Source organism: Mesorhizobium sp. M0991 (genome assembly GCF_040318915.1).
GTDB lineage: Bacteria > Pseudomonadota > Alphaproteobacteria > Rhizobiales > Rhizobiaceae > Mesorhizobium.
Genome location: NZ_JAMYNE010000004.1, coordinates 15,971 through 29,564, shown reverse-complemented (window position 1 = coordinate 29,564; position 13,594 = coordinate 15,971). Strand labels below are relative to the sequence as shown.

Below are 13,594 nucleotides of genomic sequence, written 5' to 3'. Positions count from 1 at the left end.
GGCCACCCTCCCCTCGAGGGGGAGGGATATCTGTGCTAGATCCCCATCATCCCGCGCAGCACCTTTTTATCGGTCGTGCCGCCGGCGAAATCGTCGAACGCTTTTTCCGTAACCCTGATGATGTGGTGCTGGATGAAGGGAGCGCCTTCGGCCGCACCATCCTCCGGGTGCTTGAGGCAGCATTCCCATTCCAGCACCGCCCATGAATCGTAATTGTATTGGGTGAGCTTGGAGAAGATGCCGCCGAAATCCACCTGCCCGTCGCCGAGCGAGCGGAAACGCCCGGCGCGGTTGGTCCAGCTCTGGTAGCCGGAATAGACGCCTTGCCGCCCGGTCGGATTGAATTCGGCGTCCTTGACGTGGAACGCCTTGATCCGCTCGTGGTAGATGTCGATGAATTCGAGATAATCGAGCTGCTGCAGCAGGAAGTGCGACGGGTCGTAGTTGATGTTGCAGCGCTTGTGGCCGCCGACCGCATCGAGGAACATTTCGAACGTCGCGCCGTCGAACACGTCCTCGCCCGGATGGATTTCGTAGCCGATATCGACGCCGTTCTCGTCATAGACGTCGAGGATCGGCTTCCAGCGTTTGCCGAGTTCGGCAAACGCTTCCTCGATCAATCCCGCCGGCCGCTGCGGCCAGGGGTAGAGGTATGGGAAGGCCAGGGCGCCGCAAAACGACACCGACGCCTTGAGCCCGAGATTCTTCGACGCCTTGGCGGCGAACTTCATCTGTTCGACCGCCCATTGCTGCCTGGCCTTTGGATTGTTGTGCACCGCAGCCGGCGCGAAGCCGTCGAACTGTGCATCGTAGGCCGGATGCACCGCCACCAGCTGCCCCTGCAGATGCGTCGACAATTCGGTGATCTCGACGCCGGCATCGGCGCAGACGCCCTTCACCTCGTCGCAATAGGCCTTGGAGGAGGCTGCCTTCTCGAGATCGAACAGTCGGGCGTCCCATGTCGGGATCTGCACGCCCTTGTAGCCCAGACCAGCCGCCCATTCGGTGATCGAGGCCAGCGAATTGAACGGAGCGGCGTCGCCCGCAAACTGCGCCAGGAACAGACCAGGCCCCTTCATCGTCGTCGGCATCGGCATCTCCCTATGTTTCACGACCAAGCATAGCGCCGATTGAAAACAGGGCCAGCTTCTTTGGTCTCTTTGCACAGCGCGCTCGGCGCCGCTATTCTGGTATTACCAAATGCCGAAATCTGGTCAAGCCGTTTGACGCGCTGCCGCAGCCCTGCAACCATGCCGAGTTAAGCCACATGTTTAAGTATAATCAATAGCATAGTCATGAGCCAACGCTTGATGGCAGCACTTCTTGCCGTCCAGATGAAATTACTGTAGACCTCCCATTAAGCCCAATTGGTCGAACCAGTTTGCTAAAAATGCTGGGACGCCTTGGGGAGGAATCATGCGGCAGGCTTCGGCAGAGTGCGCCGCAGGCGACTGGTACAGGCGATTCTGGGAAGGATAGACCATGCATCTTTCGACACACAATTGGATGCGGGCGGAGCCGCTGGAAACGACGCTCAAGCGCATCAAGAAATTCGGCTATGAGTCGATCGAGATTTCCGGCGAACCCGAACAATACAAGCCCAAGGAGACGCGCGCGCTGTTGAAGGAGCACGGCATTCGCTGCTGGGGAGCGGTGACGCTGATGCTGGGCGAGCGCAATCTCGCCGCCAAGAACCAGGGCCAGCGCGAGCGCTCCGTGCAATACGTCAAGGACGTGCTGACCATGGTCAGCGAACTTGATGGCGAGATCATCACGCTGGTTCCCGCCACCGTCGGCAAGGTGGTGCCGGACGGCACCGAGGAAGAGGAATGGAAATGGGTGGTCGACGCCACCCGGGAATGCTTCACCCACGCCAAGAAGGTCGGCGTCAAGATCGCGGTCGAGCCGCTCAACCGCTTTGAAACCTATCTGTTCAACCGCGGCGCCCAGGCACTGGCGCTGGCCGATGCGGTCAGCCCCGAATGCGGCGTCTGCCTCGACGCCTACCACATCCACATGGAAGAATTTAACGTCTATGACGCCATCCGGCAGGTCGGCAAGCGCCTATACGACTTCCATGTCGCCGACAACAACCGCTTCGCCGCCGGCCTCGGGCAGATCGACTGGCCGAAGATCGTCGGCACGCTGAAGGAGATCGGCTATGACGGCGCGCTGACCAATGAATTCGTCGCCCCCGTCGACCGCACGCCGGCTGCCCCCTATCCCGACATGGTCGAACGCAACCCCGTCGACATCTCGCCGGAGCAGTTGAAATTCATTCAGGACCACGGCTCCAGCGTGCTTACGGAAAAATTCTACACCGACCAGATGCGCATCAATGCGGAAACGCTGCTGCCGCTGATCAAGTAGCTGAGCCGTTTGGAAAAAGCCCTTCCGCCTCACCGCGGCCGGGCCGAGGATGAACATGCGCATCAAGACGGTCCAAGCCTGGTGGGTTCGCATACCGATCGAAGCCGCGAAGCAACACCGCAGCGACTTCGGTCAGGTGGCGACATTCGACGCCGCCATCCTGCGCATCGAAACCGACGACGGTCTGGTCGGCTGGGGCGAAGGCAAGAATGCCGCCGGCAGCGCCGGCAGCTACGGCGCTCTCGTCCATTTGCTAAACTACGAGGTCGGCCCGCAGCTGGTTGGCCGCGACCCGGCCGACATCGGCGTCATATGGGAGATGCTCTATAATGGCACGCGCCACGACAGCGCCGCTCGCGCCGGCCATGCCATGCCGCAATTGGCACGACGGGGCATGAGCATCGCCGCCATCAGCGCCGTCGACATCGCATTGTGGGACATTCTTGGCAAGTCGCTCGGCGTTCCGGTCTGGCGGCTGCTCGGCGGCCGCAAGCTGGACCGCATGCCGGCCTATGCTTCCGGCGGCTGGGCCACTGCGGAAGCCATCGGCGACCAGCTGCAGTCCTACATCGCCAACGGCGGCTTCAAGGCGCTGAAGATGCGCGTCGGCGCCATGGACGGCGCCCCACATATCTCGGCCGCTCGCGTTCGCGCCGCAAGACAGGCGCTCGGTCCCGATATCGACCTGATGGTCGACGCGCACGGCACTTACACGGTGGCCGAAGCCAAGCGCTTCATCCATCTCGCCGGCGACCTCGATCTCGCCTGGTTCGAGGAGCCGGTGATCGCCGACGACAAGCCCGGCATGGCCGAGGTGCGCGCCTGCGGCTCGATCCCGATCGCCACCGGCGAAAGCGAGGCGACGCGCTATGCCTTCCGCGACCTCGCCGTACTCAAATCCGCCGATATCTTCCAGCCGGATCCGGCCTTTTGCGGTGGAATCAGCGAGGCGATGAAGATCGGCACCATCGCCAGCGCCTTTAATCTGCGCTTTGCGCCGCACCTTTGGGCGGGTGCGCCCTGCTTCTTTGCCGGGCTGCATGTCTGCGCTGCTTCGCCGGCGAGCTTCACCGTCGAATATTCGCTCGGCGCCAATCCGATGATCCACGATCTGATCGAAGAGACTGTCGAAGCAAAGGACGGTATGGTAGCGATCCCTGATAGACCCGGGCTGGGATTCACCATTTCGGAGCGGTTCCTGGAGGCGCACGCGCAACACGGCTGACATGAAAGAAAAGAACCTTCTCGCGGAACTCGCCGCCTATCTGTTCTCCCATTCGGACAAGGAGACGGGCCGCACGCCGTCGGAGCGCGAACTGGCAGAGCATTTCAGCGTCAGCCGCGGCCAGATCCGCGAGGCGCTGGCCATTCTCGAGGCCATGCGCATCGTCGAGCGACGGGCGAAATCCGGCATCTACATCGATACGAAGCAGGCGAGCGTCGAGGCGATGGCGCTGTTCGCCCGCGCCGGCCTGCCGCTCGATCCCATCCAGATCTACGAGACGGTCGAGTTGCGCAAGATCCACGAGATCAAGGCCGCCGAACTTGCCTGTTCACGCGCCACCGAGGAGAATTTCGAGCGGCTGCGCGAGATCCTGAAGGCCTCCGAGGATCGCATCGCCGCCGGTGAAGGCCTTGCCCGGGAAGACCGCGAGTTCCACCTCGAGATCGTGCGGGCGACCAAGAACAGCGTCTTCCACAATATCTGCAGCGTCTACTACATGATGGGTGAGCTGCGCCTGCCGATCTATTTCAACGATCCCGAACGCAGCGTGCGCTCCCATGCCGAGCATATCCAGATCTACGAGGCGCTGCTGCGCCGCGACGGCAATCTCGCCCAGGCGCTGATGAGCGCCCACCTGCAAGGCGCGGAAAGCTACTGGAAGGGGCTGATCGAGGGGCGTGGGGCGGAACCCGAAAGCCCAGCGCTCGAAAAGGCCTGAAATGCCCAAGATCCTGTCGACACACAGACTGCACCCCCGTGCCTCTTCCATGCTGACAGGGGCCGGCGAACTCGTCGTTGCTTCCGCCCTCGACGCGCACACGCTGGCCGCCGAGGCAAGGGACGCCGATGTCATCATCGTTCGCGCTCCCTTGCCTGCGGCGCTTTTCGAAGGCGCGTTGAAGCTCAGGGCCGCGATCCGCCACGGCGCCGGGCTGGACATGGTACCGATGGAAGCGGCCAATGCGGCCGGCGTGTTGGTGGCGAACGTGCCGGGGGTGAACGCGCGATCCGTCGCCGAATATGTAATGTTCGCGGCGCTGGCACTGCTTAGGCGCTTTCGTGTGTTGGACCGCGACTTGCGCGCGAAGGGTTGGCTGGCCGGCCGCGAACACACCGTCGTGGCCAGTGAGCTAGCGGGCAAGACGATCGGCATTGTCGGCCTCGGCGCGATCGGCCAGGCGGTTGGCCATATCGCGGCCCATGGGTTCGATCTGAATGTGGTGGCGACGACGCGCAGCATGCGGCCGGCGCCGGACAAGGTCGGCTTCCTGTCGATCGATGCGCTGATCGAGCAGAGCGACATCATCGTTCTGTGCTGCCCGCTGACGCCCGAAACACGGGGGCTCATCAGCCGCGAGCGCATTGACCGGATGAAGCCGGATGCGCTGCTGATCAATGTTTCGCGCGGGCCGGTGATCGATGACGACGCGCTGATCGAGGCCTTGCAGAAGGGCCGCATCGGCGGCGCTGCGCTCGATGTTTTTGCAACACAACCGCTGCCGCCCAACCATCCTTATTTCGGCTTCGACAATGTCATCGTCACCCCGCACATGGCCGGGATCACCGAACAGTCGATGATGCGCATGGGCGTCGGCGCGGCTGGCGAAGCCTTGCTGGTGCTGGCCAACAGATTGCCGGTCAATCTGCGCAACCCCGAAGTGGTCGAGCACTACCGGCGGCGGTTCCCTGCCGATTTCTGAGAGCGCCCTAATTTTCCCGAATTCGCCGGCGACGGTACCGGCATGGCACACGTCACAAAATTCCTGCTGACCGCCGGCTTCTGCGTGGCGACGGCGCAAGCCTTCGCCAACGGACAGGGCAGCTACGTGTTCTGCGACAACGGCTTGCGCTGCGTGGCGGCACCCTGTCCATCGAACAGCGCACTCGACCTCGCTACTGGTAAGCTTATCAAAGGTGTTTCGATCGACATCGATCGCCTACCGCAGCGAGACAAGGCGCTGGATCTTTCGGACAAACTCTATGCCGGCAAGGTCGTTGTTGTCGGATCGATCGAGAACCGCACCCGGACCTTTAACGGCAAGCGGTACACCCTGCCTTGGCTGATTGCCACCAGCATCGAACGCGCCGCCAAGGACAGCGAACGCGGCCACTGCTCGTCGCGCTGACACGCGCTATCGGATCAATTTGCAAGCAGCGCCTCCACGCCCGCTGCGATGCGCAGCAGGTGGTGGTCATGGCCATTGCGCGCCACCAGCATCAGCCCGGCCGGGCGCGTCATTCCCGGCATCGGCAGCGAGATGGCTGACAGATCGAACTGGTTGGCGACCTGCGTGTTGCGCAGCAGAAGGCCTTCCGTCCTGTTCCACAGAGCCTCGTCGTCGGTCATCGAGACGATCGTCGGCGCCGTCACCGGCGTGGTCGGCAGGGCCAGCGCGTCGACCGCTGCCAGTCGGTCGTCCATTGCGGCGGCCAGCGCCGTGCGGCAGCGCATTGCCCTGATATAGACCGTGGCCGGAATGGCGGCGGCGCGCGACAATGGTCCGCTTACCCGCGGGTCGACCGGCGTCGCCACTCCGGTCGCCAGCCGGTCGGCATGGATCTCCGCCCCTTCCATCGCCGCGATCGACGCGCGCTTGGTTGCCGCGCGCAGATCGGCAAGCAGGTCGTCGATCGACAGTTCCGCAAGCCGTGCGCCGCTAAGCTCCATCTTGCGCAGACACCGGTCGAACGTCGTCGCGACCTCTTCCTGCGTATCATCGAACAGCACGCCGCGCGCAATACCGATGCGCAGGCCGTCCAGCGGCAGCGGCAACAATGCCGCCAGGTTTTCGCCCGACATCACTGCATCGGCCGCCGCACATTCGGCGACGGTGCGGGCCAGCGGACCGATCGAGTCCAGCGTGGCCGACAGCGGAAACGCACCCGCGAGCGGCACGCGCCGCGCCGTCGGCTTGAAACCGACGACGCCATTCAACGATGCCGGAATGCGTACCGAACCGCCGGTATCGGAACCGATGGAGATTTCGCTGGTACCTTCGCCGACCGAAACCGCGGCGCCTGAGGACGAGCCGCCCGGGATACGGCTGGCATCGCTTGCATTGCCGGGCGTACCGTAATGTGGGTTGACGCCGATCGCAGTGAAGGCGAACTCGGTCATGTTGGTCTTGCCGAGGATGACTGCACCGGCCTGGCGCAGCCGTCGCACGACAATGGCATCCCGCAGCGCCGGCGCTGCGGTGGCGAGCAGCAGAGAGCCCGCCGTGGTCGGCTCGCCGGCGACATCGAACAGATCCTTGATCGAGACGGTCGCCCCATCGAGCAGCCCGAGTGTGACGCCGGCTTTTCGCCGCGCATCGGCGGCGTCCGCCGCCGCCCGTGCGGCTTCCGGGTAGAGCTTTACGAAAACGCTCTCATCGCCCACGCGAGCGGCAAGACGCGAAAGAATTGCTTCGAGGCGATCACGGGCTGATTGCATTTTTCGGTGTCGGACTCCGCCCACTTGCAACGTCTTAAGGTAGCAGCCACTAGCTGGCCGCAGGAGACATAGCCCGGCACGGTCGGATTTGCACCTGTCGAACCGAAGGAGGAAGGCCCGATGCTCTACCAAGGCAGCTGCCACTGCGGCAAGGTCGCGTTCGAGGTCGAAGGCGAGTTGACCGGAGCCGTTCGGTGCAATTGCTCGATCTGCTCGCGCAAGAGTGCACTGCTATGGGCAGTGCCGCATGAGAGCATGCGGGTACTTGCCTGGGGCGATGATCTCGGCCGCTACAGCTTCGGCAACCATGTCATCGCCCACCGCTTCTGCCGCAGCTGCGGCATTCACCCCTTCGCCGAGGATGTCGGCGAAGGGAGCGGGCGAAGTGCCTATATCAATATTCATTGCATCGAGGCGTTGGACGTCGCCGCCGTGCCGGTCTTCGACTTCGACGGCCGTTCAGTTTAGGCCTTGGGATCGTCGATCGGCTTCGGGCCAAGGAAGAACGCCGCCAGGGCGGCAAGCAACGTCGCCGCCGCGCAATAGGCGAAGGCGCTGGCAACGCCGGCATTGTCGACCAGCAGGCCGCCGAAGACGGCGCCCAACGCGATGGCGACCTGAAATGTCATAACCATCAGCCCGCCGGCGCTTTCCGCCTGATCGGGGGCGGCCCGCACCAGCCAGGTCTGCAGCCCGACCGGCACCGCGCCGAAGGCAAAGCCCCAGCTGGCCACTGCTATTGCAGCCACCACGGGTGAGGCTCCGACCACCAGCAGCAACACCGCCGAAAACGCGATCAGCAGAGGCGCCAGGCTGACGGCTGCCTTGAGGCTGCGTTCGGCGATAAAGCCGCCGGCGAAATTGCCGAAAAAGCCACCAATGCCGTAGGCGAGCAGCACAAGCGAGATCGTCTCGATGTCCAGCGTGGGCACCTTCTCGAGAAACGGGCGGACATAAGTGAAGCCGGCAAAGTGTCCCGAGGCGACCAGCAACACCACCAGCAGTGCCACCCTGATCATCGGCCGCTTCATCACCTCCAGCAGCGTGCGAAAACCTGCCGTACCTGCCGGCGGCAGCTTCGGAATGGTAGCCACCTGCACCAGCAGCGCCAGCGCGCCGACCACGGCAGCGATCATGAACGCTGTCCGCCATCCCCAGATGTCGCCGACATAGGCGCCGACCGGAGCCGCACAGACCGTCGCCACCGAGACGCCGGTGAGGATGATCGACATGGCACGCGGCATCAGCCGCATCGGAACGAGCCGCATCGCCATGGCTGCCGACATCGACCAGAAGCCGCCAAGACTGATCCCGAGCATGATGCGGGCGATCAGAAGAACGGGAAGCGACGATGCAAACGCGGCCACCAGGTTTGACAGCACAAGCAGCACCGTCAGCGCCCACATGACCAGCCTGCGGTCCAGCCGCTTGGTGACAATGGCCATGGTCGGCGCCGCGATCGCGCCAATGACGGCGGTGGCCGTTACCGCCTGCCCGGCGGCGCCTTCGGTGATGCCGAGATCCTGCGCAAGCGGCGTCAGCAGGCTGGCGGGCAGGAATTCCGCGGTCACCAGGCCGAAGACTCCGAGCGCCAGGGAGACCACCGCCCCCCATGCCGGTTCGGACCGTTCGCCGGTTTCCGATGGGTCGAGAACGGCGTCCATGACGCCTGTCGCGGGTTCGGTCATGAGGGATCTCCGGTCTGTTGCAGCGCAGCATCTAGCTGCAATGCAACATAGGGAGTGACTAGCTGGAGTTTCCATGCTAGAAACACCATTATGTTTGACAGTTCGTCCAAAATTCCCCTCACCGGCGATCCGCTGACGGACATATTGCGCGGATTGCGTCTCGAAGGTGTCGATTACGGCCGTTGCGAGATGAAGGAACCTTGGGGCATCCATTTTCCGGCTCAGGCGGCGGCACGGTTTCATTTCATCGGCCGCAAAGGCTGCTGGTTGCTGCAACCGTCCGGCGAATGGGTGGAACTCAAGGCGGGCGACGCTGCCTTGTTGCCACGCGGTTCAGCCCACACGCTGGCGAGTGAGCCGGGTATCGAGGCGGCGCCGATCCACGGCTATGAGGTCGAGGAAATCTGCAAGGATGTCTATTGCATGTCGAATGACGGCGTGCCCGGCTGCCGTCCGGGCACCTTGCTGTTTTTCGGCAGCATGTATTTCAATCTCGATGGCTTGCACCCCTTGCTCGGCATGATGCCGGACGTGATGCGCGCACATGAGTTGGAGGTCTATGAGCCAGGTATCCCGCATTTGCTGGAGGCGATGGCCCGCGAGGTGACGATGGAACGCGTCGGCTCCGGCGGCATCCTGGCGCGGCTGGCCGATGTGCTTGCCGCAACCGTCATCCGCTCATGGGTCGAGCGCGGCTGCGGCGACTCTTCCGGATGGATCGCGGCGGTCAGGGACCGCGAGATCGGCCGGGTGCTGGCCGCAATCCATCTCGAACCGAACCGCGACTGGACGGTGGAGGCTCTGGCGAAGATGATGGGTGCCTCGCGATCAGGTTTCGCCGAGCGCTTCGCGACCATTGTCGGCGAAACACCGGCAAAGTACGTCACGCAGGTGCGGATGCACCAGGCGAGGCAATGGCTGGTCCGTGACCGGCTCAAGATTTCCGTCGTCGCGGCGCGCCTCGGCTACGAATCCGACGCCTCCTTCAGCCGCGCCTTCAAGCGGGTCATCGGATCGCCGCCCAGCCATTTTCGGGCCGAGGAACAGGCGGAGATCCGCCAGGCCGGCTAAACATTGGCCGGGTTATTGCTCGGTGATGCAGGCCGAGCCGGCGCTACTCTTGCAATATTTGCCGGAAGCCCCGCACCTGCCATCCGAGACTTCGACGACGGTACCGCTCAACAACAGTTTGCAGTCACTGGTGGACAGATTGACCGCGCCGCTGAGGTCCTTGATCTTCTTGGCGTCGACCTGCGCGCCGGCGACAACTTTCTTGGCTGCCTGCGCCTCGCCCAGATGCGCGGCCGACAATCCCATACCGGCGACAAGCAGGATCGTCGCAAAACTGCGTAACAGATTTCCCATAGCCAACCCTCCGTATTTGGGTCTCCAAATTGGGCGTGCAAATCCCTTTTTGGGACCGAAGGATCAGCCTACTCGACAAATCGGAGCATCCGCATCCCCCGTACGGGGGATGCGGATGGCCCAGGGCATTTAGCTGGCGTGACGCAGGCTTATTCCGCTGCCCTTGTCGAACAGCACCACCTTGTCCGGGTTCCAGGCAAAGCGCACCGGCTGCTCTATCTGGACGTCGGTCCTGGCCGGCACGGTGGCGCGCAGCATGGCGTCGCCGACCCGCAGCGTCAGGATCTTCTCGACGCCATGGTTCTCGACGTCATGGACCCGCGCCTCGACCGGCGCGCCGGTCTCGAGATAGACGTCCTCGGGACGAATACCGAAGACGAGCGGGCGACCGTCGGTCGCCGCGCCCGTCTTGGCACCCCCCGGAGTCTTGGCACCCCCCGCAAACGGCAATTCGAAATTGAGCGGCGCCATCACCGCACGTCCGTTGACAAGCTTGCCGTCGATGAGATTCATCGGCGGCGAGCCGACGAAGCTCGCCACGTAGGTGTCGCGCGGATTGTTGTAGATCTCGTACGGCGTGCCGGTCTGGACGATGCGGCCATGGTTGAGCACGCCGACCTTGTCCCCCATCGACATCGCCTCGATCTGATCGTGCGTCACGAACAGGAAGGTGGCGCCAAGCTGCATCTGCAGGTTCTTCAATTCGGTGCGTAGCGCCTCGCGCAACTTGGCGTCGAGCGCCGACAACGGCTCGTCCATCAGGAATACCCGCGGCTTGCGCACGATGGCGCGACCGATCGAGACGCGCTGCATCTCGCCGCCTGAAAGCCTGTCGGTCTTGCGGTCGAGCAGATGCTCGATCCGCAGCGTCCTGGCGGCGCGGTCGACACGATCCTTGATCTCGGCATCGGGCAGCCGGCGGATCTTCGGCTTCAGCGGAAATTCGAGGTTTTCGCGCACCGTATAGCGCGGATAAAGCGAATATTGCTGCAACACCAGCGCCACGTCGCGCTCGGCCGCACCCCAGTCTGCGACATCGACGCCGTCGATGAAGACCTGACCTTCGCTCGGTTTTTCCAGGCCGGCAATCATGCGCAGCGTCGTCGTCTTGCCGGCGCCGGTCTCGCCAAGCAGGACGAAGAACTCGCCATCGGCGATGTCGAGATCAAGCCCGGTCAAGGCGGTGTGGTTGCCGAACTTCTTCGAGATGTTCTTGAGCTGGATGTGGGCCATCAGAGTCTCACTCCCAGCGATTTGCCGCTCGCCGTGTCGAAGAAATGCGCCTGGCTGGGATCGATTCTGACGAAGACCCTTTCGCCGGGGCCGCCGATAAAGCCGCTCTTGGTGCGCGCACGCAGCATCTTGGAGCCGACCTTGAGGTCGACGATGTCGAAGGACCCGAGCGGCTCGACGATCTGCGTCTCCACCGGCAAGAATCCCTCGGCGGCTTCGCGGCGGACGAGGACGCCTTCCGGCCGGATGCCGAGCGCGAGTTGGCTGCCGGCATGGCCGTTGAGCTTCGACAGCAAGGCGCGCGGGAATTCGAAACCGGCGGCCGCATCGCCGACCGTGACCGAGGCCGATGAGGCTTTCTCGGTCACCGAAGCGTCGGCGACGTTCATCACCGGGCTGCCGACAAACTGCGCGACGAAAAGATTCGCTGGATGCGAATAGACCTCGTCCGGCGAGCCGACCTGCTGCAGCACACCTTCATGCATGATGACGATGCGGTCGGCGAGGCTCATCGCCTCGATCTGGTCGTGGGTAACGTAGATGCTGGTCGAGCCCTGCTTGATGTGCAGCCGCTTGATCTCGGCCCGCATCTCCTCGCGCAGCTTGGCATCGAGCGCCCCGATCGGCTCGTCCATCAGCATCGCCTTCGGCCGCCGCACCAAGGCTCGGCCGATCGCCACGCGCTGCATGTCGCCGCCCGACAGCGCCGACGGCTTCTTGGCGAGGAGATCGCTGATCTGCAGCGTCTTGGCGACCGAGCGCACCTCGCTGTCGATCTCGGCCTTGCTCTTGCGCGTCGCTCTCAGCGGAAAGGCGATGTTCTCATAGACGCTCATATGCGGATAGAGCGAGAACGACTGGAAGACCATGGCGATGTCACGGTCGGCGGCCTTGAGGTGCTGGACCGGCTTGCCGTCGATGAGGATGTCGCCGCCGTCGATCGTCTCCAGCCCGGCAATCGCCCTGAGCGTCGTCGTCTTGCCGCAGCCCGACTGGCCGAGCAGCACGATGAACTCGTTATCGTCGATCTTCAGGTTGAGGTCCTTGATGACCTGGACGGCGCCGAAATATTTCTGGACGCCGCGAAGCTCGATCTGGGTCAATGCTGTGCCCCCGGATTTGCCCCTTGCCCGGTGCTGGCCTTCTCCTCCGGCGCGATCTTGGAGGTGATGTTGAAGCCGATCAGGCCGATCAGGATGATGGTCACGCCATAGCTGTGCAGCAGCATGTTCCACGGCTGGCAGAGCGCGATGATACCGAGCACCATCAGCACTTGAGAGCCTGGTTCGAGATATTTCTGGTTGATGGCACGAAAGCTCATTTGCGGATCGCTCCAAACGACATGCCGCGCAGCAGATGGTTGCGGAGCAGGAAGGTGAAGATCGCCACCGGCAGCAGGAACAGGAAGGTTCCGGCGGCAATCACCGTCCAGTCCGGCAGGCCGGAACCGACCTGGCTGGGGATGAAGGGCGGTGCTGTCTGGGCACGGCGGCTGGTCATGATCAGTGCGAAGGCATATTCGTTCCACGCCGTGATAAAGCAGAACACGGCGGTGGCGGCGATGCCGGTGGCGGCCTCGGGCAGCACGATCTTGAAGAAGGCCTCCATGCGCGTATAGCCGTCGACGAGGGCCGCCTCCTCATACTCCTTGGGGATCTCGTCCATGAAGCCTTTCATCAGCCACACCGAGAAGGACAGGTTGAAGGCAGTGTAAAGGATGATCAGGCCGATATGGGAATCGTTGAGGCCGACCGCCCGGTACATCAGGAACATCGGAATGGCGACGACCACCGGCGGCAGCATGCGTGTCGACAGGATGAAGAACAGTAGGTCCGCCTCGCCTTTTACCTTGAAGCGCGAGAACCCATAGGCGGTGAAGGTGCCCATGCCGACGGCCAGGACGGTCGAGGTTATGGCAACGATCAGCGAGTTCATGAAACGGCTCGGATAGCCCGACCACTGCACCTGGCCCTTGCCGTCGCGCACGATCTTTTCGCCGCCATTGAAGACGACGCGCTCCCACCACGGCGCGGCCGCGTACTCCTCCGGCGACGGCGGACTGCGCAGCTGCGAACGCTTGGTGAACAACTTGACGAAGGGCGATATCTCCGGCTGGAAAACCACCGTCGGCGGAATGGTGGTGGCGAGGTTGCGCGGCTTGAACGCCGTCGAGGCGATCCAGTAGATCGGCGCCAGGAAGATGATCGTCACCAGCAGAACAGCGACGATAGCGACCCGGTTGAAGCTGATTTCGGAAGAAGTGCGGACTGCGGCCAT

At 63.3% G+C, this 13,594-nt stretch carries 15 protein-coding genes; 7 read left to right on the top strand and 8 right to left on the bottom strand.

Annotated features, from left to right (window positions below; translation table 11 throughout):
• Positions 1-35 precede the first annotated feature (35 nt).
• Positions 36-1,091, bottom strand: a complete 1,056-nt coding sequence (locus NKH70_RS07750; protein WP_352714029.1) for a sugar phosphate isomerase/epimerase family protein — start codon at positions 1,089-1,091, stop codon at positions 36-38.
• A gap of 391 nt (positions 1,092-1,482) precedes the next feature.
• On the opposite strand from NKH70_RS07750, the gene NKH70_RS07745 reads away from it, so the two are divergent.
• The 5 genes from NKH70_RS07745 to NKH70_RS07725 are packed head-to-tail and all read left to right on the top strand — an operon-like array spanning position 1,483 to position 5,721.
• Positions 1,483-2,370, top strand: a complete 888-nt coding sequence (locus NKH70_RS07745; RefSeq protein WP_352469252.1) for a sugar phosphate isomerase/epimerase family protein — start codon at positions 1,483-1,485, stop codon at positions 2,368-2,370.
• Positions 2,371-2,425: 55 nt separating this feature from the next.
• Complete coding sequence (locus NKH70_RS07740; RefSeq protein ID WP_352714036.1) at positions 2,426-3,595, top strand: mandelate racemase/muconate lactonizing enzyme family protein; 1,170 nt, start codon at positions 2,426-2,428, stop codon at positions 3,593-3,595.
• Position 3,596: 1 nt separating this feature from the next.
• Positions 3,597-4,313, top strand: a complete 717-nt coding sequence (locus NKH70_RS07735; RefSeq protein ID WP_352714040.1) for a FadR/GntR family transcriptional regulator — start codon at positions 3,597-3,599, stop codon at positions 4,311-4,313.
• A gap of 1 nt (position 4,314) precedes the next feature.
• Positions 4,315-5,295 carry a hydroxyacid dehydrogenase gene (locus NKH70_RS07730; RefSeq protein WP_352910517.1) on the top strand — a complete coding sequence of 327 codons (981 nt, stop codon included), beginning with the start codon at positions 4,315-4,317 and terminating at the stop codon, positions 5,293-5,295.
• Between the two features lie 42 nt (positions 5,296-5,337).
• Complete coding sequence (locus NKH70_RS07725; protein WP_352714048.1) at positions 5,338-5,721, top strand: hypothetical protein; 384 nt, start codon at positions 5,338-5,340, stop codon at positions 5,719-5,721.
• Between the two features lie 14 nt (positions 5,722-5,735).
• Here NKH70_RS07725 and NKH70_RS07720 read toward each other — a convergent pair whose 3' ends face one another.
• Entirely contained in the window at positions 5,736-7,031 is a 1,296-nt protein-coding gene (locus tag NKH70_RS07720) for an amidase (protein ID WP_352714050.1), read from the bottom strand.
• A gap of 120 nt (positions 7,032-7,151) precedes the next feature.
• Here NKH70_RS07720 and NKH70_RS07715 point away from each other — a divergent pair, with 120 nt between their 5' ends.
• Positions 7,152-7,499 (top strand): GFA family protein, encoded by a 348-nt coding sequence (locus NKH70_RS07715; protein ID WP_352714055.1) that lies wholly within the window; start codon positions 7,152-7,154, stop codon positions 7,497-7,499.
• On the opposite strand, the gene NKH70_RS07710 is transcribed toward NKH70_RS07715, so the two are convergent.
• Positions 7,496-8,719: an MFS transporter gene (locus NKH70_RS07710; protein ID WP_352469246.1), complete on the bottom strand. Its 1,224-nt coding sequence runs from the start codon at positions 8,717-8,719 to the stop codon at positions 7,496-7,498. The genes NKH70_RS07715 and NKH70_RS07710 overlap by 4 nt on opposite strands.
• A gap of 90 nt (positions 8,720-8,809) precedes the next feature.
• On the opposite strand from NKH70_RS07710, the gene NKH70_RS07705 reads away from it, so the two are divergent.
• On the top strand, positions 8,810-9,790 hold the full coding sequence (locus NKH70_RS07705; RefSeq protein ID WP_352518055.1) for an AraC family transcriptional regulator: 981 nt from the start codon (positions 8,810-8,812) through the stop codon (positions 9,788-9,790).
• A 12-nt stretch (positions 9,791-9,802) separates the two neighbouring features.
• Here NKH70_RS07705 and NKH70_RS07700 read toward each other — a convergent pair whose 3' ends face one another.
• The 5 genes from NKH70_RS07700 to NKH70_RS07680 all read right to left on the bottom strand — a co-directional run bounded on the left by NKH70_RS07700 (position 9,803) and on the right by NKH70_RS07680 (position 13,594).
• Positions 9,803-10,084: a hypothetical protein gene (locus NKH70_RS07700; RefSeq protein WP_352714061.1), complete on the bottom strand. Its 282-nt coding sequence runs from the start codon at positions 10,082-10,084 to the stop codon at positions 9,803-9,805.
• Positions 10,085-10,213: 129 nt separating this feature from the next.
• The gene (locus tag NKH70_RS07695) at positions 10,214-11,317 is read right to left on the bottom strand and encodes an ABC transporter ATP-binding protein (RefSeq protein WP_352714064.1); all 1,104 of its coding nucleotides are present in this window, start codon (positions 11,315-11,317) and stop codon (positions 10,214-10,216) included.
• Positions 11,317-12,420, bottom strand: coding sequence for an ABC transporter ATP-binding protein (locus NKH70_RS07690; protein WP_352714066.1), 1,104 nt, complete (start codon positions 12,418-12,420; stop codon positions 11,317-11,319). Before NKH70_RS07690 ends, NKH70_RS07695 begins: the two co-directional genes overlap by 1 nt.
• Complete coding sequence (locus NKH70_RS07685; RefSeq protein ID WP_352714068.1) at positions 12,417-12,638, bottom strand: hypothetical protein; 222 nt, start codon at positions 12,636-12,638, stop codon at positions 12,417-12,419. The genes NKH70_RS07690 and NKH70_RS07685 overlap by 4 nt, the downstream gene beginning before the upstream one ends.
• Positions 12,635-13,594, bottom strand: a complete 960-nt coding sequence (locus NKH70_RS07680; protein ID WP_352714069.1) for a carbohydrate ABC transporter permease — start codon at positions 13,592-13,594, stop codon at positions 12,635-12,637. Before NKH70_RS07680 ends, NKH70_RS07685 begins: the two co-directional genes overlap by 4 nt.

Bases quoted from the DNA above. Each gene is read 5' to 3' on its own strand.
- NKH70_RS07750 (WP_352714029.1), bottom strand. From the start codon at position 1,091: ATGCCGACGACGATGAAGGGGCCTGGTCTGTTCCTGGCGCAGTTTGCG.
- NKH70_RS07745 (WP_352469252.1), top strand. From the start codon at position 1,483: ATGCATCTTTCGACACACAATTGGATGCGGGCGGAGCCGCTGGAAACG.
- NKH70_RS07740 (WP_352714036.1), top strand. From the start codon at position 2,426: ATGCGCATCAAGACGGTCCAAGCCTGGTGGGTTCGCATACCGATCGAA.
- NKH70_RS07735 (WP_352714040.1), top strand. From the start codon at position 3,597: ATGAAAGAAAAGAACCTTCTCGCGGAACTCGCCGCCTATCTGTTCTCC.
- NKH70_RS07730 (WP_352910517.1), top strand. From the start codon at position 4,315: ATGCCCAAGATCCTGTCGACACACAGACTGCACCCCCGTGCCTCTTCC.
- NKH70_RS07725 (WP_352714048.1), top strand. From the start codon at position 5,338: ATGGCACACGTCACAAAATTCCTGCTGACCGCCGGCTTCTGCGTGGCG.
- NKH70_RS07720 (WP_352714050.1), bottom strand. From the start codon at position 7,031: ATGCAATCAGCCCGTGATCGCCTCGAAGCAATTCTTTCGCGTCTTGCC.
- NKH70_RS07715 (WP_352714055.1), top strand. From the start codon at position 7,152: ATGCTCTACCAAGGCAGCTGCCACTGCGGCAAGGTCGCGTTCGAGGTC.
- NKH70_RS07710 (WP_352469246.1), bottom strand. From the start codon at position 8,719: ATGACCGAACCCGCGACAGGCGTCATGGACGCCGTTCTCGACCCATCG.
- NKH70_RS07705 (WP_352518055.1), top strand. From the start codon at position 8,810: ATGTTTGACAGTTCGTCCAAAATTCCCCTCACCGGCGATCCGCTGACG.
- NKH70_RS07700 (WP_352714061.1), bottom strand. From the start codon at position 10,084: ATGGGAAATCTGTTACGCAGTTTTGCGACGATCCTGCTTGTCGCCGGT.
- NKH70_RS07695 (WP_352714064.1), bottom strand. From the start codon at position 11,317: ATGGCCCACATCCAGCTCAAGAACATCTCGAAGAAGTTCGGCAACCAC.
- NKH70_RS07685 (WP_352714068.1), bottom strand. From the start codon at position 12,638: ATGAGCTTTCGTGCCATCAACCAGAAATATCTCGAACCAGGCTCTCAA.
- NKH70_RS07680 (WP_352714069.1), bottom strand. From the start codon at position 13,594: ATGGCCGCAGTCCGCACTTCTTCCGAAATCAGCTTCAACCGGGTCGCT.